Raw genomic sequence first — 21,150 nt, 5'->3', positions numbered from 1 at the left:
TCCCCTCAGGCGATTGCCCGCAAGCCCGAGGCGTTCGCCTTCTGGTATCGCTCTGCTTCGGTGCCATCGCCTTTGAAGCGGAAGGCTGATGCTGCCATGCAAGCCATGGGCGAATACTCGGGCGAACACACACATATCCCTTTAATTGCCCCAGATAGGTCTCTCGATTTTTCGCCCAGCCGGCCCGAGATTTTCGCGTCAGCGGTGCGGTCAGCTTCGGTGCGAAGCGCTCTTGGGGAGGGCGCGGCGCGGCGCCATTGAACCTGTCCCGACCCGCCGCAGACGAGGTCTTGGCGATGGGAGATGGGACCATGGATGTACAGGAGCCGCGACCCGAGGGCCTGGGCGACGGTCTGGCCGCCGAAGGGGGCAGCAAAGGGGGCACCACGCCGGGGACCGACAGCGTGCCGCCGATTGTTCTGTCTACAGAGCCGATGTCTCTGCCGGCTGAAGTGGCGCTTTCCGCAGAGCCGGCGGCTGCTGTGGAAAGCCTGGGCGGGCAGGGGTCCGTTATCGTTCTCGGCCAGGCGGGGGCCGCCGAGGTTCTGACCGAACCCGGCGCTGGCCAGGTGATCTCCATACCGGCCCGTCCCGGCGCCAGTTACATCGTCGAGTTCGACCCGACGGCCGCACGGGTCAGCACCCAGGGCCGCGACCTGATCCTCGATTTCGGCCAGGATGGCGGCGGGCGCATCGTTTTCAGCGACTTTGCCGATGCAATCGGCCAGGGGGGCGGGCCGAGCTTTCAGATCGGCGGTCAGACCCTGGCCGGCCAGTTGATTTACGGACAGGCGCTCGCCCTCAACGATCCGGACCTGGATCTGGTGGTGGCGGCCGGTCCGGGCGCACAGGGGTCCGGCGCCTCGGCCTATGATGACAACCTCGGAACCATCATCGACCTCCTGCTGGGCCAGGGCGTGATCGGCGCCACCGCAGCGGAGCCCGATGTCCCGGTAATCCCCGAGGTCGACATTGTCGACGAAGAGACTCTGCTGCTTGCCGGCGCAGAGGTCGGTCCGGACGTCATCGGGGTACCGCCAACCCTCCTGATCAACGAGGTGGGCGTCTCTGCCGCGCTCGACATTCCGGCGCTGCCCGATGACGACAGCACCGGGGGCGGGCCCGCGCCGGTGATCCTCGCCGATGTCGCGATGCTCTACGACTTCGTGGAGCTCTTCAACAATACGGAGGCGGATACTCAGACATTCGAGACGACGCTGGAGATCCTCAATCCTGCCGGCGCGGTCGTGACGTTGGATCTGCCCGATGGCGTGACCATTCCCGCCGGTGGTTTCCTGGGGCTCTATCAGGACGCTGCGGCGGGCGAGGGCGGTGACGCCACCGTGATCGGCCGCGTCTTCGATGCCTCCGGTGTCGTGGTGGACGGGTTCGAGATTGCCGATGCGGCGTCCTGGCTGCTCGGCGACGATACCGCTGCACCCATCGCGGTGAATCTCGTCTCCGGCGATGGCGATGCACTGGACACCTTCGCGGCGAACCTCACGACCGCCGAACTCGGCGTGTTGACGGCTCCGGTCTGGACGCCGAACACGCTGGTTCCGGACAATCTGGACCTTTCTCTCGACACCTTTAGCGGCCGCTTCACCGGCGACCACCAGGTCTTCTCGAGGGTTTTCGACGAGCGGGACCCGGCTTCGGGAGCGCCCATCGACAGCGACAGCGAGGCCGACTGGACCACAAACACGATCCCGACCGACGGCGCGCTGAATACCCTGGACGGCAGCGAAGGCGCCACCCGGGACCCCAATCCGGCCGACCCACTGCGCGACGACCTCAACCCCGGCCAAGCCAATCCGAACCCCTTGGCCGGACAGACGGTCCTGGCCGCCGCGGCCGGTGGCGCCTTGCTGGAGGGCGGTGCTGGGCCCGATTTTCTGTTCGGTGCCGCCGGCGACGACACCCTCTATGGCGGCACTCAGGATCTGACGGACCAGCAGAAGGCGGCGGCTGAGGTTGGCAGCGCTTTGGATGCGCAAGACCACAACGACTTCCTCAGCGGCGACGCCGGCGCAGACGCGCTGTTCGGCGGCTCCGGCGGAGACTATCTGATCGGCGGTGCCGGGCAGGATTCACTCGACGGCGGCACGGGCAACGACCGGCTGTTCGGCTATGTTGCGCCAATCGGCGGCGTCGACGACGACTTCGACCCCGGCATTGGGCGCGACACGGAGGCTGACTTTATTGCCGGCGATGCGCTGGGGCGCCCGGATCCGGACGATGGAGTGTCAGTGTCGGCCACGCAGCGCAACGGAGGGGGAGACGACACTATAGACGGCGGTCTTGGCGACGACCGGATTGCCGGTGAAGCCCTGGCTGCGGCGGAGGTTGGGCTGATTGGCGCATCGGTCCTCAATAGTGATGACGAGGGACCGGGAACGCCCACCGGCAACGACGTCATCGTTGGCTTTGATGGCTTCGATACCATTGCCGGCGAGGCACTCGCCGATGTCCGCAGCGGCAATGCAACGGCCATCGTCGAGAACTCAGCCGACCAGGCTGGTCAGGTCGGCAGCGATACGATCCGCGGCCTGGGCGCCCGCGACGTGATTGCCGGCGAAGCCTTCTCGTCGGCGGGTGGTGATTCGAACTCCTTGACAGTGGTGAACCGGGCAACTGACGGTGCTGCAGGGAATGACAGCCTGGAAGGCAACAGCGGTTACAACGTCATCGCCGGCGAGGGCATTCAAAGCGGTGGCCGCATCACTGGTGCGGCGACCACCAACGAGGCGGTGGGAGCGACAGCAGCGGCCGGTAACGACACCATCACCGCGACCGAAGGCAACGACACGCTTGTTGGCGAGCTGCTGTCCTTTCGCGGCCCCAGCTTCGATAGCGTGACGGAAAATCTGTCGGAAGACGGCGGAACAGCCGGCAGCGACCTGATCCGAGGTGGTGACGGCAACAACAAGATCTCCGGTGACTTCGCGGGAATGGACGCGACCCGCTTCGTTGGCAGCCGCCTGGCGTCGAATCAGGCCAGCGAGGGAAGCGCCGGCAGCGACACCATCAGCAGCGGGGCCGGGCGGGACGTCATTGCGGGCGACTCGCTCGGGATGGCGCCCTTCGGCGTTGCAGATGCTGTCAATGCAGCAGTCGGCGCTGAGGCGCGTGCCGGTAACGATCGTATCTCCGACGGTGGCGGGGGAGACCGCACGGCCGGCGACGTCCTTGCGAGTGGATCGGAAGGGGCTTCCGGCACTGTGGCCAACACGGGCGAAGAGGGCGGCAGCGCCGGAGCCGACACCATCAGCGGAGGGGCCGGCGCCGATACGGTAGCCGGCGACGTCTTGGCAGTCACAGCCCAGGGCACTGCTTCGGCGGAGGGTGAAAACACAGCGCTTGGTGGCGTTGCGGGCGGCAATACGATCCTCGTCGGGTCGGGTGCCGATCTGGTATCCGGCGGATCCCTGGCGTTCTCTTCAGCGGAAGCGACGGCTTACGGCGCCAACCGCGCCGAAGGCGACGGCTCGGCGGCTGGAGACGACAGCATCCGCGGCCTGGACGGATTCGACAGCATTGCGGGCGACGCGCTTGCGCGCGGCGGCGAGACGGCCAGCGCCACGGCGACCTCCGACGCCTCCGACGGCGGTTCGGCGGGCGATGACACCATCACCGGTGACGGCGCGGCGGACGTTCTTTCGGGCGATGCCATGGCTCTTGCGCCTGCCGGCACAACAACGGCCAACGCGGTGAATGCAGCGGACGGCGGTACGGCGGGCAGCGATCTGGTCTCCGGCCGGGGCGGCAACAACCTGATCGCCGGCGATGCCCTTGTCGAGGGCGGCCTGGGCGGTTCGGCAGAGGCGGAGAACACGGCCCAGGCCGACGGGGCGGCCGGCAGCGACCGGCTTGTCTCCGGTGACGGGCGCGACACCATTGCAGGGGATGCCTTGGCGCGCGGCGGCGCCGCGGCACGGGTCGCGAACACCTCGGTTGCCGTCGCGGCCCTCGCCGGCAGCGACATCATTGTCAGCGCCCAGGGCCAGGACGTCATCTCCGGGGACGCGCTCGCGCTGGACGGGGGCAGCGCCGAGGTGGTGAACGACGGTCCGGCAGCAGGCAACGACAGCATCAGCAGCGGCGGCTCCCGCGACAGCATCGCCGGAGATGCATTGAGCGACGGCGGTAGCGCGTCGGTCACCAGGGGTGGCGACGACACCATAGACGGCGGTGCGGGCGACGACCTCATCGCCGGCGATGCCCTGGCCTTGGGCGGCGGCGTCGCCGAAGTTTCGGAAGGCGGCGACGATCTCATCCGGGGCGGCGGGGGCAGCGACACGGTGTTCGGCGATTCCTCCGGCGACGATACTCTGGGTGGAGACGACACGATCTACGGCGATGGGGGCGACGATGTCCTGATCGGCGATTCCGGCGACGACCTGCTGCTCGGGGGCGACGACGACGACACCCTTGCTGGCGGGTTCGGCGACGATACGCTGACCGGCGGCGCAGGCACCGACAGTTTCCTGTTCGGCGGCGCCGAAGATCCGACAGGCGAAGGGGACGACATTGTCACCGACTTCTCGAGTTCCGACGACCGACTGATCTTCTCCGGCGTGACGGACCAGGACAGCGACACGGACGTCGATCTCGATGATCTGCTGAGTTCCATCGCTTCGGTTGTCGATGCGGGCGCCGGCAACGACGTGACGGTCTCGCTGACCAACGGATCGTCGGTCACCTTCCTCGGCGCCGGGACGGGGGCGGTCGCCTCCATCGAGGATCTTGTGAACGACCCTGCGTCCCAGATCATCGTGGTTACCTGAGCGCAGCAGAGCAGCGCGCTTTCGGGCCGTTGACCGTTTCGCCGGCAACCAGGTTACCTAGCACTGCAATCGCGCATAGATTGCAGTTCCTCGCTTGCCGGGGCCGGTTCCCGCCACACAGGCGATGTTTGGCGCATTTAACTATCTGATTTCATAGAGAAAAAGATCATCCGTGAAATCCGGACGGAAGGGGCTGGACAGAGGCTGCTGTTCTGTGTGGCCCTCGGTGCAGAGATCTTTCCTTTTTGGTTGAACCATGGCCGGCGGTGAGCCGACTGACCCATAGATCCAGGGGCAATTCAACGACGCGTTGGGAGACGCGGCGCGGGCGCCGAGTTCGGGTGCTCGCCGGACCCTGGAGCGTACCCGGATGCAGGCAGCACGGCCGCCTTCGGTCAGGACGACCACTCAACACAGTTCCACGCCCAATCCCACCGCGCTGATGATCAGTGAAATCGGGCTTGGCGTCTCGATCCCAACGCTGCCCGGAGTGCTTGTCGGCCCAGACTACAATGGGTTGGCCGATCAGCCGCGCCTGAACGTCCTTCAGTTCCAGAATCGATCGGATGCCGCGATTGGCACCGCGGGTCTTACTGTCGAGATTCTGAACCCGGGCGGAAAGGTCATTTCACTTGCAATCCCCGGCGACCATGAGATCCCGCCGCGCGGCGTTCTGATGCTCTATGAGCAATCGATTGCGGTCGGCAGTGCACTGGTCGCGATCGTGACCGGCGCATTTTTGGATGCAGAGGGTGCGCTTCAGAGCCAGTTTCGATTTCCGGGTGCGGTGCCCTGGGAGCTTGGTTCGGACGTCTCGGCGAAACTCGCCGTCAATCTGGTATTCCTCGCGGGAACCCCGAGCGAGACCGGAATCGACACCTTCGCCGCCAATTTCTCACCTGCCCGCCTGCGCGTCCTGAAGAGCCCGCGCCAAGTGACGTGCAAGCGGCGTGCGGGCCTCGTCCTGCCGGTGGGCTTTGATGTCCTGCATGACGACCGCAGTCCTGCGCCAAACGTTTTTTCCAGAGGCACTGCTGGCCAGCCGGTCGGTGGTGCGTGACCTCCCGGACGGCCATCCCGGACCAGCGCTGCCGCGGCGCGCTGCCGGGCAGCGCCCGATCTCTGTTCAAGCGGGGTCTGGTGCGGCGTCTTCGAGAATCTTGAGGCTGGTCTCCAGTACGCGATCCACCGGCCGGTAAGCGCCTCGCGCCTTGATGTCGGCGGCCAGGGCCTGGGCGCGTTCGGCCATCTGCCTTTCGGCGATCACCTCTTCGAGCACGGCCGGCAGGGCCTTGTCCAGTTCCTTGGCCTGCAGCAGGCGCCCGACGCCGAGATCGACCAGAGCGTCGCTGCTCAGCCGGGCTTCCATATGGGTCGGCAGCAGAACCTGGGGCCGGCCCGCGCTCAGAGCCGCACAGCAGGTGCCGTTGCCGCCGTGATGAATGATGACGCTGGCGCGCTTCATCACTTCGGTCATGGGCTGGGGTTCACGATGCACCGTGAGGCCCTCCCGTTCGAGGGACACTGCGACCTCGTCGGTCATGCCGCGGGCGAAGATCTCCCCCGGCAGCTTGCTGGCACGCAGTCCGCGCAGGAAGGGCTTGGTCTTCTTGTGTTCCAGACTCACGTAGGCAAAAAAGCGCGATCCGTCGGGCATCGGCTGCGGCTGCTGCAAACCCTCCACCGGGCCGATCACCGGGTCCTGGCGCTCCGCGGCGTAGGGGTCAAGTTCCGGCAGCGTGCAGACCATTCGCCCGGCGGTCCGGAACGGTTCGGTCACGCTCCGCGGTACCGGCCTGCGGTTATGCTCCTGGACGTAGCGCATGACGTTCAGCACGTGCCGCGGATCGACCAAGGGCTTGCGGTTCGCGCGAAAGGGCGGAAAGAGGTCGTCTTGTGCCGGTGGCAGGGTGAAGCCGTCGGCCACCTGGACGACGGGCCGTTCCTGGAAGCAGGCCAGAACGCAGATCGGGCTGTGGTCGCAAATCACCAGGTCCGGCTGCACCTGCTCCAGCAGGCCGCGCCAGGCAAGCATGCCGGCGTGAAGGCTCTGGCGCCGAAAGAAGCCGGAGTGACACATGATGTCGAGATAGCTTCCCAGGCGTGCGGGCTTGGGGGCTCCTGCAATGCGCTCGACCATGTCCGGCACCGGCAGAATCAGACGCTTCTCACGCGCCAGCAGAACGGCGTTTTCCTTGATATTGCGCAGGAAGAAGACGACTTCGTGACCGCGCGCTTCCAGCGCACGCACCAGCGGCATCAGCCGTTGTACATGACCGTGCCCTGCCCCCAGTTCGTATCCGACGAGGATCTTCGCCATCTTGTCCTACTGCTCTTCGGAAGGGGAAAACCGCATCCGGTGCCTAGTTCTCGCCCAAGGCTTTTTGGCAGGTCTCAAGGATGTGGTCCATCGGGCGGAAAGGCCCCACGTCTTTGATCTCTTTGGCAATGGCCTTTGCTCGCTCGGCCTTTTTCGGATCGGCGATGGTTTCGTTCAGGATTTCCTGGCCCTTCTCTTCGAGCTCTTTCCCGGTGGCCATGCGGCCCACCCCGATGCGACCCAGGGCCCTTGTGTTCAGAAGCGTTTCCTCGTGGATGGGCAGCGCCAATTGAATACGCCCGGCGCTGCAGGAAGCCAGGCACATACCGCTGCCGCCGTGATGAACAGTCATCGTCGCCTTGCGCAGCATCTTGTCGATCGGCTGAGGCGTCTTGTAGAAGGTGAGGCCCGGGCGCATGTACTTCTTGGCGGTCTCTTCTGTCATGCCGCGGATATAGGCTTCAGCGGGCAGCTTCGAGGCTTTCAGCACCTCGAGGAACTTCGGGGTAACCCGGTGTTCTATCCCCAGATAGACAAACAGCGCGGGGGCCTTTGGCATTGGCAGAGGGGACTGCAGGCCCTCGGTCGGGCCGATCACCGGGTCCTCGCGATAGTCCTTGTAGGGGTCCAGCCCAACCAGGGTACAGACCAACCTGCCGGCGGTCCGCAGCGGGGCTGTCACGCTGGGCACCCTTGGCCCGCCGAGGCGTGACTGTACGTCGTTCATCACCGAGACAATATGGTCGGTGTCGACGATCGCCTTTTTCTTTTCCCGGAAAGGCGGAAAGGTCTCGTCCTGCGCGGGTGGTACCGTGAAGCCGGAACCGACCTGGACCACGGGGACGCGGCCGTAAGCGGCAAAGCAGGTGACCGGGCTGTGATCGCAGATGACAAGGTCGGGGCGCAGATGGTCGAAAAGCGTGCGCCAGGACAGCGTGGCCGCGAACAGCGTCTCCAGTTTGCCGAAGCCGCTGTACACCATGATGTCGCTGTAGGTCCCCATGCGTTTGGGCTCTCGCTCTGCCGGGTTTGGCGCGACCAGATCCGGCGTCGGGATGTAAGGCAGCGGGTTCCTGGTAATCTGCGCCTTGCAATCGTAGGGATTGCGCAAGAAGAGGGTCACCTGATGGCCCTTGGCGGCCAGCGCTTCAGCAACCGGCACCAGCCTGCGGTAATGGCCGAGATTGTCGCCGCGCTCGTAACCGATGAGTACTCTTGCCACGCTGTGCTCTCTCGCGGTGCTGTGGGAGGATCCTGGGACCGGCAGCCGAATCGGGCGGCCACTCTTGGACTAGCGGGGCAAAAGTAAGCTTTGGTTAACGACGTGACAATCGTTGCCCGCGGTCGCCCCGGTTAAAGCCTCGGCGGCGCGCCATGCGGACAGGATGGCGGCGACCGGGTCAAGGGTTAAAGAGGGGCAATGGACAAGCGCTTTTGTGTGCTGACGGCGGTGCGGGCCGGCTCCACGTCCCTGATGGGTCCCTGGCCCGTCGTCCCGTGGCCGCGCTGCTAAGAGAGGACAGCCTGCACGCGCATATCCGGCCGTACAGACGACTGTCAGGGGCGCTGATCACCAGCGCCGGCGAGCTGATTGGCCTCTGCTGCGACGACAATCGGGGGACGCCCGATCAGGCCGCCTGGTCCCAGAGGTCTTCGAGCAGGTGGATGTGGCGTTTGATGTCGGAGCGCTTCGCCAACTCGAAGCCCTTCTCCCTCAACTCCTGAGGATAGGGCTGCGAGACGATCTTTGCTGCCTCTTCGACAGTGTCAAAGACGAAGCCGCAGTCGCCCACGTAGTCCTTGATGTCCGGACGGATGTTCTGCACGCAGACCCCGACACCGGCAGCTTGGGCTTCTGCCACCGCCAGTGGCCAACCGACGGTCTTCAGTTTCGGCGAAGCGGTGTAGAGCAGCCATTCGTGTTTCTTGTACTCGGGCAGCATCGCTTCCGGCTGGACCGGATCGACGATGGTCACGGGGTTGCCGAGCTCTGCGTTGTGCTGATGCATGTTGCCCACGTTGTACCCGAGGGCATAGAGATTGAATTGCCGGTCCGGTACCTTGGCGCCAATGGCGAGGTACCCGCTCATGGCCTTTTTCGGAAGACAGGCGCCAACGTTCATGACGGCCTTGCCGTTCTCCCCGCGGTCTTCGAAGCGTTCCACGTTGACGACCGGATAACAGCCGTGAACCTTGTAGGGGTTGTAGCCCGCCCGCTCGAACAGCGGGACCGTGAAGGGGAAGGTCAGGACACCCAGGCACTGCTCGTTGTTGACGGTCTGCTTGAGGCCAGGAAGACGCTCGATCATCGGCCCCAGGATGTCGAAGGAGTGGGCGCGGATTGTGTAGGGCGCATCGGCAAGCTTCGCAGCAAGCATGATGTTCTGCGCCATGGTCATGTAGTGGCCGTGAATGATATCCGGTTGAAACTCGTCGATGACGACCTCCAACTCGGCACGGCTGCGGATCACCTGATAGGGAAAGTGCTGCTCGCAGGGCAGGTCCGGAACCTTGGTGGAGACGATACGGACCTCGTTCTGCGGCGAGAGGGCGCGCAGCTCGTTTTCGATATAGGTCTCCGAGATCTGGGAATAGCGTTCCAGAAAGTAGAGCACTCTACGGGCCATAGTTCCTGTACCTCGCGGCGAAAGGTCAGTTGGTCGAAGCCGTCAGCAGGTCCCCGTCGGATCGCGAAGGCGCGCCCAAAAGGCACCATGCGGCTTTGACAGCCTCACAGGCCCATAATCTGCGTATCGCATCGCGATTTCGGATGCAAGAAGGGGAAGAGGCAACGGAAGAGCTCCCTGCGGGAGGCCTGTGCCGGCAACCTCAACTATTGCGCGCTCTGTTCACCCTTGCGCGCCCACCAAGTCATACAGCGCCTTTCAGCGCGCGGACTTCGTCGTTCTCGACTTTGGCTTGGCGGTCTTGGCAGCCGGCGTCTTTTTGGACTTTGCCTTGCGGGCTGTCGAGCGGGCGCCGCCGGGCTTCGCGGCCGTCTTGGACTTGCCGTTCGCCTTGCCGGCCGAAGCCTTCTTGGCTCCTGGCTTTGTCCCGCCGCTCTTCGGGGGCAGGCGAAAGCTGGGCTTGCCGGGTTTGCCACCGGGATGAGGGCGCTTGCCCGCCACCAGGTTTTCGATCAGCTTCAGCTGGTCCTTCAGGCATTTCTCGAGGTCGTAGTTCTGCACAACGGTGGCCCGCGCCTTCTTGCGGATCGCCGCCATGCGGTCCTTGTGATCCAGAACCTCATCCACGCGGTTGGCGATGGCCTCGTGATCGAAGAAATCGAACAGCAGGCCGTTGCTGCCATCGGTGATGACCTCCTGAACCGGCGGCGTCGCCGAGGCCACCAGACAGCACTCGGCGGCCATGCTCTCGAGCACCGACCAGGAGAGCACGAAGGGGAAGGTCAGGTAGACGTGGACCCCGGAGACCTGGATGACGTTCAGGTAGGTGGAGTAGGGGACCCGGCCCAGGAAGAACACCCGACTGAGGTCAAGGTCGACCTCCTCCAGTGCCTTCTTCCGATAGGTCTCGCCGTTGGGCAGCGCCCGTCCATAGCTGACCTCGTCACCGCCGATGATGATGATGCGCGCTTTCGGCCGCCGTTTCAGAATCAGCTCGGCGGCGCGCATGAACTGGGGAAAGCCGCGATAGGGTTCCAGGTTGCGCACCACGTAGGTGACGATCTCTTCGCCCTGCCGCAGTGTCGTGACCTCGCCGTCGGTATTCTTGATCTCGATCGAGGCGTCCGGGTTGGGCTTGCAGACGGCGGTGTCGATGCCATCGTGGATGACCGAGATCTTGTGCTGGAATTCGCTGGGGTACTGCTGGAACTGCCACTGGGTCGGAGCCATACCCGCATCGGCGGACTCGAGGCCCATAAACTGGATGATGTTCTTAGTGCGGATGCGGCAGTGCGTATCCAGGCTTGCCGGGTTCTCGGGATCGAAGCCGACGTCGGCGCCAACGGCATGATAGTAGAACTCGAAGAACCCGAGGAGCGGCGTATTGGGGAACACGTCCTTCAGATAGAGCGTCTCGCCCCAGCCCGGATGTCCGATGATGATGTCCGGTGTGAAACCCTTGCTCTTCAGCTCCAGTGCCTTGCGGGCGACCTCCTGCCCATGGAGAATGCCGCGCTCGGCCTCCTGGATGTAGCGATGTGTGGAGGCAGCGGGCTCGCGGTTCGGCTTGTAGAGCACCTTGTGGATGTTCGGAATCTCCAGGCCTTCACGCTTCGTGATGAACACCACGGTGTTGTCTTTGTCGGCAGCGAGCCGTTGGCAGATGTGCTTGTACTGCCCAGGCATGTTCTGATGGACGAAGAGGTATTTCATGGTCTTGGGCCTTCCCATTGCCCGGTCTTGGGGGGCGGCATGGTCTCTCTATACGGATCCCCGCCAGATTCGGCCAATATGCTCAATTTTGAGTAAAGGCGCCGCGACGGCCCGAGTCTGTCCCACCAGGATCTGCCCCACCAGGATCTGCCCCACCAGGATCTGCCCCACCAGGATCTGCACAAGAAGATCGGGCAGGGCAGGGGTGCCGCCGGCTGCGCCGGCTCACAGACACCGGCTGGGTTCTTCTGGCGAGCCATTCGCTGGGACGTCGGAGCAAAATCCCGGCGCCCGTACCCTGTGACCGGGGTCCGCGAGCACAGTCAGAGGTTTGAGAGGGCGTCGTCCAGATCGTCGCCCTTCGGCGGGTTCTCGAGCCGGTCCTTCTCCGCGACGCGGGCCTGGATCTGCTCCAGTGCCTTCGCAAGCTGCAAGGTCAACTGCTTGAGCGACCCGACCGGCATCAGCAGGTGACCACTGGTGTGCGACTCAAGCTCCGCCTTGTCGTCCTTTCTGCGGAGCTGCACCAGCTCAATTCGAACCACGCCATTGGAAACGACGATGGAGCCCGTTCCATCAGCGAATAATTCGGTCATGAATATGCTTTCCTTCTGTCAATCGCACTAAGTCGCGCCGTGAAATCGCACGAAGAGAACGGCGGCCTGAACGCCGGCCCGGTGGGCACGGCTTTCCGCCTGATGATGTGGATAGCAGGCTTGCGGCCTCCGATCCAGCGCCCTCCGATCCATCACCCCAGGGCCCTTGTGGCAGCCTGCCTAGCGGGCGGCCGCAAGCAGAAGCTTGCCCAGAACCTCCAAAGAGGCGCGTCCGTCTCGGGGCAGGCCGCGGTCTTTCTGGAAGCGCTTCAGGGCCTGAACCCGTGCCTCCTGGCTCTGTTGCGCCTCTCTTACCGGGAGATAGCCCAGGCTCACCAAGAGGCTGTCGATGGTCCGCAGCGGGACGATTGCGGCCTCGCTGCCCTGGCCGGGCGGCTTGCCCATGGCCCAACGGGCGGAGGTGCTTGAAAGAGCGGAAGCGGCATCGCGCCGCCCGCCGTCGGGATGAAAGAGGCTGAAGGACAGCACGCCGGCCAGCGGCTCTTCCTGGGCGGAGCGCAGGTCGATGACATGCAGGCCGATGGCGTAGAAGCCGCCATCGGCAAAGAGAATGAGCGGTGAGCCCGAGTCGCCCTTTATGACATTGCAGTCATGCGTGATCAGGCGTCCGCCGCGGCTGAAGCCGCCGAAGGCGCAGCCCCAGCCCGCGGTCATGACATGGGCGCGGTCGCGGCGATACCCCGCTTGCACCAGCAAGGCATCGCCGGCCTTGACCCGCGACATCATGAGGCTGTCCAGTTTTTTCAATCCGAGCCAGCCGGCCTTGAGCCCGATCGGCTTCTCCAGGGTGAGAATAGCCCAGTCGCGCAGTGCTGATTGAATGGTGGCGCCGTCTGCATAGTTGAAGGTTTCCGCGCGCCGATAGCTGGCGACCTTGGAATGCAGGATAAAGCGGTCGCGCTGGTACCCGGCGATGAAATGCAGCTCGATGGGTGCGCGCCAGCGCCCCACCGTGGGATCGAAGAGGCAGTGGGCTGCCGTGATGACGTGCCGCTCGCTCACCAGGAACCCTGTACAGTGTCCCCGCCCGCCCGTGTTGACGCGGCCGACGGCGCTCCAGGGATACTCCATGGCGTTGATTTCGACCCGTCCGGCGGTTGCAATGCTGCCGTCGAGCGCGAATCCCTGGCCTGCTGCCAGGCAGAGCAGCATGGCAAACCCGAGGGTCTTGAGGGCGGCCCGCAGGTCCGCGAAAGGTTTCGTCATGAAGGGTCAGCCAGCCGCAATGCTGGCGATCAGCTTCTCACCGGAGATCGTCGATGTCACCTGTCTCAGCGCCTCAATCACTGTGGGGTCGTAGCGGCTGGAATTCTCCTGCAGAATATCCAGCACTGCGTCCGGCGCAAGGCCCGCGCGGTATGAGCGGGGCTCGACACGTGCGCAAAAGACGTCGCAAGTCCCCAGAATCCGGGCGGTTCGAACGATCGCCTCGCTAGCTAACCCTTTTGGGTAGCCCTTGCCGTCGAGGCGCTCGTGCATCTGGGCGATGGTTTCAACGACCGGCAGCTCGAAATCGATCCCGCCAAGCAGTTGCACGGCATGCTGAACATGCGTCTCCATCTGACGGATCTCCTCTTCCGTCAGGCGGGCCGGCTTGGTCAGCAGGGTTTCCGGGATGGCGAGCTTGCCGATCTGCGAGAGATTGGCCGCCAACTCCAGCGTTGTCAGTTCGTCCTCGTCGCAGCCCAGATGCTTGCCGACCGCCACCGAGAAGTCGGCGACGCGGCGCGAGTGTCCGGCGAGATAGGGGTCGCGCAGCTCGATCGCACGCACCAGCGCGGCCACCATCTGCTGGATGGCGCGCTCTTTCTTTTGCTGCTGCTCGACCAGTTCCGTGACGTCGCGGGTCACCGATACGAGACCCTGGGCCGTGCCCTCGGCATCGCGGAACGGAACCTTTGAGATCTGCAGGTAGCGCTTTGCGGAATCGAAGTAGATTTCTTCGTTCGTCGTGATCGCCTCGCCCTCTTTGAGGGTCCGCTGGTCGGTCAGAGCCAGGCGCTTGGCGGTGCCACGTCCGAAGACCGCGGCATCGTCCAGTCCGATCATGCTTTGCTGGCTGCGGCCCACCGCCGCGGCGAAGGCCGGGTTCACATAGCGATAGGTGCCGTCCTGCGCTTTCAGGGCGATGTGCTCGGAGATTGCCCCGTTGATGCTCTCCATGAGCTGCTTCTGCGCCTGGATCCGGCCGGCGAGCGCGCGGTACTGCTGGGCCAGGGCCTCGTTGTGGTGGCTGGACAGGCGCCACCAGAAGGCACCGAAGGCAACCGCGGCCACCAGAACGACCAGCCCGGCAACCAGGACCGCGGCGATGGAGAAGGTCGCGAGCGGGCGCTCGGCGACCGTGACTTCCAGTTCTTCGACGATCCACCAGGTGGGGCCGGAGACCATGGCGCCCGCCGAATAGACCTGGATCGGCTTGGTGAGGGAAGGGCGCTGCGCAAAGGGCACCTCGCCGGCGGCCAGGTCGAAACCGTCAAGGGAAACCGCTTTCACCGCTTCGGCGGCGCCGGGGGCAATCCGCGCCAAAGCACCGTCGTTCAACTGGATGAGCACCCGCCGGGTGCCCGGGCTGGCCAGGGGGTCGACCGCCAGGATCTCCGACAGGCCGTTGGTCAGCGGCACGACCAGCACCAGGGCCGCGACGGGGGTCGCTTCGCCCGGCTCCACCTGTGCCGCGAAGACCGGCATGACCATGTCGAGAACGAGGCCGGCAGGCAGGCTCCTGGCCGGTCCGAAGACCGTCTGGCCGCGCTCGAAGCTCTGCAGAGCCAGTGCGCGCTGGTCGGCTGCGAAGCTGGCGGCGCCGCTGGAGGCGACAAAGGCATCGCCGTTGCGGCCGACCAGATAGGCGGCGAGGAAGTCGGCGTTTGCCGCAAAGTCGCTGATGACCCGCTCGATGAAGGGGAGCTGCTCGACCAGCGGAACACCAAGCCCGCCGTCGTCGCCGCTCTGCGGGGCAACCATGCGCGACATATCCCCGTCGGCCAGATCCATCTCTGCCGCGAAGAGCCGGATGAGCTCGCTTTCGACCACCGGCTGGGCGAGGCGCCGGGTTCCCTGCAGCCAGGTGGAAACCACCTCGGCTTGGCCGCTGGCGGTCAGCTGCAGGCGCTCCGTCACCTGTTCGATGAGCTGCTCGCGCTTGGACTCGATGGTCAGCCGGGGCACCAGGACGGCCGCCAGCACGAAAACCGCCAGCACGATCCCGCCCCAGAGCAGCATGCGCCAGCGCCCCGGGGGTGCCGGTCTGGCATCGGGCGCCGGGAAGTCCAGCGGGTCAGCCGTTTCGAGCGCTGAATTCGTCATAAACGGCTTATCTCATAGAGGAATTAACGAATATTTACAAAGAGGCGGTGCGCTTCTTGTCGTAAAAGTGCGCCCAGCGTGTGGTCTCGTTCATGGAGTATTGGGGCAGGTAGTGCCGGTACTTCTTGTGGGAGAAGATCAGGTCGCTGAGGCTGTCCAGGACCAGGATGTCCCCGTTGGGCTCGTAGACCGCCAGGACCGCGTGGCCGATGCGCCGGATCCGGTCCATCAGGATGACCACCCGCATCTCCTCGTTGGCAAGGCCGAGATCCCTCAGAACGAAGAACTTGGCGATGGAGTAGTCCTCGCAATCCCCGGATCGCTTCATGAACTCCTTGGGGCTGGCCCAGAACTCGCTGACGCCATAGAGCTCCTGGTCGATCTTGTAGGGCCAGCGGTTGAAGTACTGATTGACCGTTTTGAGCATCTCCAGGCGCGGCTGGCCCTTGGCGGCCGTGGCGACCTCGCGCCAGGATTTCAGACCGGCGGTGCTGCAGGCGGCGGGGTCGTTCAGGCAGGCATGAAAGCTGCCGCGTTCCTGCTCCATTTTCGAGAGCACCCGGGCCCATTGCGGCAGAGCCTTGAGGCTGGCCGAGGAGATCTCCGTGGAGCCGAAAAGGCCTTTGCCGACGTTGCGGCTGGACTTGAGAAAGTCGCCCAGGGACTGAGCCGCCGCCGGCTTCGCCACAGCCTCGATCACGGCGCCGCCAAGGGCGGTGCCGAGCATGAGCGCGGACGAGCGAAGAAAGGCACGGCGATCCAACTGCAGGCTCCCTCAGGATCTCTGAGCGGTGCAGATGCACGGGTCGCGCAGAGACACGGATCTCGTGGGCTTTGAAGCCGCTTCAAAGCCTTGCCCTGTGAGGATCGCTGCTTTGACTTAAGGGAAGTTTTCGAAAGATGGTTTACGCGGCTCACGGCCGGGTGAGGCGCATTTCCGGCGTTTTTGCCTCAAATGCACGCTATCCGGCCGGGCGGGATGGTAAATGCAGCAAAAAGCGCCGCCACCGGGTTGGTGACGGCGCTGCGCCGGTATCCGCACCGCGGTGCGGGCTGTTTTAGCGCTCGCGCAGCGCCGAGCCCTGCGCCTTGAGGATGGGCTTCAGCAGGTAATCCAGGACCGACTTCTCGCCGGTCAGGATCTCCGCCGTCACGGTCATGCCGGGAATGATCGGCAAGGTTTCACCGTTGCGTTCCAGATGGCTCTCCTGGGTGCGCAGGTAGACGCGGTAGAAGCTCTCGCCCTGCTCGTCCTTGATGGTGTCGGCGGAGATGCGTTCCAGGTTGGCCGTCAGTCCGCCGTAGACGGAAAAGTCGTAGGCCGAGACCTTGATGATGGATTCCTGGCCGGGGCGCAGAAACGCAATGTCGGCCGGCCGCACCTGGGCTTCCACCAGAAGCGTATCGTCCAGAGGCACGATCTCCATGATGTCTTCGCCCGGCTGGATGACGCCGCCGACGGTCGTGCGCTTCAGGTTCTTCACTGTCCCGCGCACCCGCGAGCGCACCGCGGTGCGCGTGACCCGGTCCTGGCCGGCGAAGAGCGACTGGGAGATCGACTTCAACTCGGCGCGGATCCGATTCAGCTCGTCAGAGGTTTCGGTCCGCGTTGTCAGGACCATCTCGTCGATGCGCTGCTCGGCCTCTTTCTGGGCCGACTGCAGGCGGGGGATGGCGGTGCGGATGGTGCGGATCTCGCCCTCCAGGTCCGCGACCTGGCGGTCGATGCGGATCAGCTCGATGCGGGGCATAATGCCTTTCTGCACGAGCGGTGCCGTGATCGCCTGTTCTTCGCGTGCCAGACGCAGGCTTTGCTCCAGCTGGCGGCGGCGGCTGCCCATTTCCGCGACTTCCTGCTTGCGCTGGCTGGCCTGGGATTCAAGCACCGAAACCTGGGCGGCGAGTTGGCGCTTGCGGGCGTTGAAGAGGCGCTGCTGGTCAGCGACCACGATGGGGGCCTCTTCGTTCACCGACGGCGGGAAGTCGACGGCCTCTTTCTCTTCCAGTTCCGCGATCAGGCGGGCCTCGGTGGCCTGCAGGCTGAGGTATTGGGAGCGGGCGTCTTCCAGATTTGCCGTGGCGATGGTGTTCTCGATCCGCACCAGGACGTCGCCGGCCTCGACAATGTCGCCTTCGCGGACCAGGATCTCGGAGAGGATGCCGCCTTCCAGGTTCTGAATGACCTGGGTCTTGGAGGAGGGGATGATGGTGCCTTCGCCGCGGGTCACTTCGTCCAGGACCGCGTAGTGGGCCCAAACTCCCATGACGATAAAGAAGATGACCGAGATGATCGTCAGGATGTAGGCGAAGCGCCGCCCACGGTGCCGCGTAGCAGCATGGACCTCCGGCATAAAGTCGAGATCGTCACGATCGAAAACGCCTTGTGAGCTCATATCCACTCAGTCCTTCGTTTCCCGCTCCTGCCGCGCCGTCGACTGTGCGAGCGGGGGCGGTGGAATTCTACAGCTTGGCCCAGTTCCGCTGCCTTGTCATTGATCTGGGCCGGGATCTGGGCCGGGATCTGGGCCGGGATCTGGGCCGGTATCTGGGCCGGCCCGCCTGAGCAATGCTCCCGCTCAGGTGCTGCTGGCCCGGATCTGGCCCTGGCGCAGCGCCTTCAGAACCTCGTCCTTCGGGCCGTCGGCCACGATCTTGCCGTTGTCGATGATCAGCAAGCGGTCGACCAGCGTTAGCAGGGAACTGCGGTGTGTCACCAGGAAAAGAGTCTTACCAGGCAGCATGCTTTCGAGGCGCCGTTTGAAAGCGGCCTCGGAGGAGTTGTCCATATGGCTGGTCGGCTCATCCAGCAGGATGATCGGCGGGTCCAGAAGCATGGAGCGGGCGATGGCGACAGACTGGCGCTGGCCGCCTGAGAGGGCCATGCCGCGCTCGCCAACCGGCAGGTCGAAGCCCAGCGGGTGGGTCCGCAGGAAATCGCTGACCCCGGCCACTTCGGCAGCGCGCAGAATGGTCTCGTCGTCCACGTGGGGCGCGCCGAAGCAGATGTTGTCGCGCACCGAGCCGAAGAACAGATAGTTATCCTGCGAAACGTAGCCGATGTTGCGGCGCAGGTCGGCCGGGTCGACCTGCCGGATGTCGGTACCGTCCATCAGGACGGCGCCCTCCATCGGCTCGTAGAGGCCCACCATCATGCGCGACACCGTGCTCTTGCCCGAACCGATGCGCCCCAGCATGCCCACTCTTTCGCCGGGCTTGATCTTGAAGGTGAGGTTGTCGAGCGCCTTGGTCTCCTGGCCCGGATAGCTGAAGGTGACCTGCTTGAACTCGACCTGGCCGCTGAGGCGCGGCCGGTGCAGGAAGCGCTTGTTCTGGGACCGCTCCACCGGCGCCTTCATCAGCTCGTCCAGCGACTTCAGCGCGACGCGGGACTGCTGCAGGCGGGTCAGCATGGCCGCCACCGCCCCCAGCGGCGCCAATGCGCGGCCGGTCAGGATCGTGGCGGCAATCAGGGCGCCCATGGTGATGTTGCCCTCGGCGATCTGGTAGACGCCGAAGACGATGACGATCACCGTGGACATCTGAATGGCGATCTGTGCGAAGGTGGTTGCAAACCCGGAGATGAACCGGGCCTTGCCCGAGGACTCGGCCGAGAGGCCGACGAAACGTTCCCAGGAGCGCTGGACCCGGCCTTCGGCGGCGGTGGCCTTGATGGTCTCCAGACCGTCGATGGTCTCCACCAGAAGAGCGTGCTTCTGGCTCGCCTCGCGCTGTCCCTTTTCCATCAGGCTGCGCAGGGGATACTGCAGGAACCAGCCGACGCAGATCACCAGCGGCACCATGGCCAGCGGCACGAAAGCGACCGGGCCGGCGACGATGTAGATAACGCCAATGAACAGGAAGATGAAGGGCAGGTCGACGAGGGCCACGAGGGTGCCCGAAGTGAAGAACTCGCGCAGCGACTCGAATTCCCGCAGGTTGTTGGCCATGGCCCCGGTCGAGGCGGGCTTGGCATCGAGACGGGTGGACATGAGCTGCTCGAGCAGCCGGCTGGCGATGATCACATCCGCGTTCTTGCCGGCGATGTCGACGAAATAGGTGCGCAGGTTGCGCATCACGAACTCGAAGCCGAAGACCGTCAGCACACCGATGGCCAGGACCCAGAGCGTCTCGATCGCCTGGTTGGGCACCACGCGGTCGTAGACATTCATAATGAAGAGCGGGCTGGCGATGGCGAAGCAGTTGATCAGCAGCGAGGCCAGAACGACGTGGCTGTAGATTGGCCAGAACTGGGCCAGGGTGCCCCAGAACCAGGCCCGCGGCTCCGCAAGCTTGCGCTCGGGCGCACGATCGTCGAAACGCGCCTCGGTGCGGGCGAAGATGGCATAGCCGGTGAACTGCTCCTGCAGTGCCTGCACGTCCAGCGATTTGGAGGTGCCGCCGGCTTCCGGCAGCAGGACATCAGCCTGGCCGTTGGCCAGCTCGTTCAGCACACAGCAGTTGCCGCCCTTCAGCAGGAGAATGCAGGGCAGGGTGACCGGCAGGATCTTCGATAGCTGAGGGCGCCGCACCACCCTGGCGGAGAGGCCCGCCCGTTCGGCTGCGCGGACCGCCAGCTCAGGCGTGAAGGCCTCTTGGGCATGGGGCAGGCCGGCCTTCAGCGCTTCGACGGAGATCGGGCGCTGAAGCAGCCCTGCCAGAAGAGAGAGCGAGCGGACCAGAGGGTCCTCAAAATCGACCGAGGACGCTGCAATCGTCCAGTCCTTGTCGGATGCGTCTTCGATCACATCCTTCGCGCGCAAGGTCACGCCGAGGCCGGCACCCTTGGAATCCTCGCTTGCCGCCGCTTCGGACTCGGCGAGACTCTCGCCCTCGGGTCCCTTGCGTTCGGTATCAAATGCCTCACTCACGTCGGCTGTATCCTTGCTCTTGGCAGATCCATGGTCGGATCGCACACCCTTATCTGAACTCTTGCCGTCGCCGTCACCGTCACCGTCGGACCGGGACGGGACGGCGGATTCCTGCGCTGACGTCGCCGGCTCATCCTCAAACCGCGCCGGCGGCAGCTTCAGGTCCGGCTCGCTGGCCGCGTTTGCGCCCTCGCTGGGCCCGACACCGGTTTTCAGGTCCGGCTCTGGGGCCGGCTTGCCGCGCCCGAAGGTCAGGTCCGGATCCGGCCGGTGAACATCCGCGGCCTTGGTATCTTTGCCCTTGCCGGACTTCAGTCCGGTGACGGGAGGCGTTCGCTTCGCCATCGTGTCATCGCGGGCGGCCATGTTGTGCCTACTGTTCCCCCGTCAACTCATGTCCGATCCGGCACTTTGGCATACTGACGTTGGGGCGGTGCGCAATTGGACAGAACGGCACGCCAGCCCACTGTTCCCAGTGCAAGAACGATCAATGCCAAGGCTTCACTATAGTTGTTACGAATTCGCAAAGAGTTTGGGTTCAGGACGCCTGGAAACTGCCGGAAAATCTATCTTCGCTTCATTCGCAAAGGGTTAATAGCATACTTTGCCCGGAGGGCCAGCGGTTTGACTCGAGCGTATTTGTGACACTCTGCTCGGCCCTGTGTCCGGGGTTCCGTTGTTCCCCCGCTTCTGCGGGCCGGGACGCCTGGAAACCCTATGGTCCCGTCTGCGCGCCCGACTGTGCGAAATGCCACAGTATTCACCAGTAATGCGCTCCGTGCAGGCCGCTTTGCAGGCAGTATTTCGGTCTCGTTACGCAAGACTTGTCGCATTTATTAAACCTTCGGTTCAAAGATACGGTCGCGCGCGCCACAAACGGGAGGCCGCACGGCGGTTTGAGAGGGTCTT

The 21,150-nt window shown here is 64.5% G+C and carries 12 protein-coding genes; 2 read left to right on the top strand and 10 right to left on the bottom strand.

The features are described 5' to 3' along the window. Positions 1–311: 311 nt before the first annotated feature. Together Q0982_RS23525 and Q0982_RS23520 are read left to right on the top strand one after the other, a co-directional pair. Positions 312–4,787 carry a calcium-binding protein gene (locus tag Q0982_RS23525; RefSeq protein ID WP_299400422.1) on the top strand — a complete coding sequence of 1,492 codons (4,476 nt, stop codon included), beginning with the start codon at positions 312–314 and terminating at the stop codon, positions 4,785–4,787. A 370-nt stretch (positions 4,788–5,157) separates the two neighbouring features. After that, positions 5,158–5,847, top strand: coding sequence for a hypothetical protein (locus Q0982_RS23520; protein WP_299400420.1), 690 nt, complete (start codon positions 5,158–5,160; stop codon positions 5,845–5,847). Positions 5,848–5,913: 66 nt separating this feature from the next. Here Q0982_RS23520 and Q0982_RS23515 read toward each other — a convergent pair whose 3' ends face one another. The 10 genes from Q0982_RS23515 to Q0982_RS23470 form a co-directional block, all read right to left on the bottom strand. Continuing rightward, positions 5,914–7,107 (bottom strand): glycosyltransferase, encoded by a 1,194-nt coding sequence (locus Q0982_RS23515; protein WP_299400418.1) that lies wholly within the window; start codon positions 7,105–7,107, stop codon positions 5,914–5,916. A 43-nt stretch (positions 7,108–7,150) separates the two neighbouring features. Further along, positions 7,151–8,329, bottom strand: coding sequence for a hypothetical protein (locus Q0982_RS23510; RefSeq protein WP_299400416.1), 1,179 nt, complete (start codon positions 8,327–8,329; stop codon positions 7,151–7,153). A gap of 406 nt (positions 8,330–8,735) precedes the next feature. Next, positions 8,736–9,734 carry a glycosyltransferase gene (locus Q0982_RS23505; protein WP_299400414.1) on the bottom strand — a complete coding sequence of 333 codons (999 nt, stop codon included), beginning with the start codon at positions 9,732–9,734 and terminating at the stop codon, positions 8,736–8,738. Between the two features lie 258 nt (positions 9,735–9,992). Then, positions 9,993–11,447: a glycosyltransferase family 4 protein gene (locus Q0982_RS23500; RefSeq protein WP_299400412.1), complete on the bottom strand. Its 1,455-nt coding sequence runs from the start codon at positions 11,445–11,447 to the stop codon at positions 9,993–9,995. Positions 11,448–11,770: 323 nt separating this feature from the next. Next, positions 11,771–12,043, bottom strand: a complete 273-nt coding sequence (locus Q0982_RS23495) for a hypothetical protein (RefSeq protein WP_299400410.1) — start codon at positions 12,041–12,043, stop codon at positions 11,771–11,773. Between the two features lie 180 nt (positions 12,044–12,223). Next, complete coding sequence (locus tag Q0982_RS23490; protein ID WP_299400407.1) at positions 12,224–13,270, bottom strand: trypsin-like serine protease; 1,047 nt, start codon at positions 13,268–13,270, stop codon at positions 12,224–12,226. A gap of 6 nt (positions 13,271–13,276) precedes the next feature. Then, complete coding sequence (locus tag Q0982_RS23485; protein ID WP_299400405.1) at positions 13,277–15,373, bottom strand: HD domain-containing phosphohydrolase; 2,097 nt, start codon at positions 15,371–15,373, stop codon at positions 13,277–13,279. Positions 15,374–15,407: 34 nt separating this feature from the next. Next, on the bottom strand, positions 15,408–16,136 hold the full coding sequence (locus Q0982_RS23480; protein WP_299400402.1) for a transglutaminase-like cysteine peptidase: 729 nt from the start codon (positions 16,134–16,136) through the stop codon (positions 15,408–15,410). 295 nt (positions 16,137–16,431) lie between these two features. Beyond that, positions 16,432–17,766 (bottom strand): HlyD family type I secretion periplasmic adaptor subunit, encoded by a 1,335-nt coding sequence (locus Q0982_RS23475; protein ID WP_299400401.1) that lies wholly within the window; start codon positions 17,764–17,766, stop codon positions 16,432–16,434. A 183-nt stretch (positions 17,767–17,949) separates the two neighbouring features. Continuing rightward, entirely contained in the window at positions 17,950–20,607 is a 2,658-nt protein-coding gene (locus tag Q0982_RS23470) for a type I secretion system permease/ATPase (RefSeq protein WP_299400398.1), read from the bottom strand. Positions 20,608–21,150: the final 543 nt, after the last annotated feature.

This window comes from Pelagibius sp., assembly GCF_028281305.1.
GTDB lineage: Bacteria > Pseudomonadota > Alphaproteobacteria > Kiloniellales > Kiloniellaceae > Pelagibius.
Note: the sequence above shows the minus strand (reverse complement) of the source record. Positions and strands in the feature narration are given on the sequence as shown.

Coding starts and splice junctions, on each gene's coding strand:
- Q0982_RS23525 (WP_299400422.1), top strand. CDS start 312: ATGGATGTACAGGAGCCGCGACCCGAGGGCCTGGGCGACGGTCTGGCC.
- Q0982_RS23520 (WP_299400420.1), top strand. CDS start 5,158: ATGCAGGCAGCACGGCCGCCTTCGGTCAGGACGACCACTCAACACAGT.
- Q0982_RS23515 (WP_299400418.1), bottom strand. CDS start 7,107: ATGGCGAAGATCCTCGTCGGATACGAACTGGGGGCAGGGCACGGTCAT.
- Q0982_RS23505 (WP_299400414.1), bottom strand. CDS start 9,734: ATGGCCCGTAGAGTGCTCTACTTTCTGGAACGCTATTCCCAGATCTCG.
- Q0982_RS23500 (WP_299400412.1), bottom strand. CDS start 11,447: ATGAAATACCTCTTCGTCCATCAGAACATGCCTGGGCAGTACAAGCAC.
- Q0982_RS23495 (WP_299400410.1), bottom strand. CDS start 12,043: ATGACCGAATTATTCGCTGATGGAACGGGCTCCATCGTCGTTTCCAAT.
- Q0982_RS23490 (WP_299400407.1), bottom strand. CDS start 13,270: ATGACGAAACCTTTCGCGGACCTGCGGGCCGCCCTCAAGACCCTCGGG.
- Q0982_RS23485 (WP_299400405.1), bottom strand. CDS start 15,373: ATGACGAATTCAGCGCTCGAAACGGCTGACCCGCTGGACTTCCCGGCG.
- Q0982_RS23475 (WP_299400401.1), bottom strand. CDS start 17,766: ATGAGCTCACAAGGCGTTTTCGATCGTGACGATCTCGACTTTATGCCG.
- Q0982_RS23470 (WP_299400398.1), bottom strand. CDS start 20,607: ATGGCCGCCCGCGATGACACGATGGCGAAGCGAACGCCTCCCGTCACC.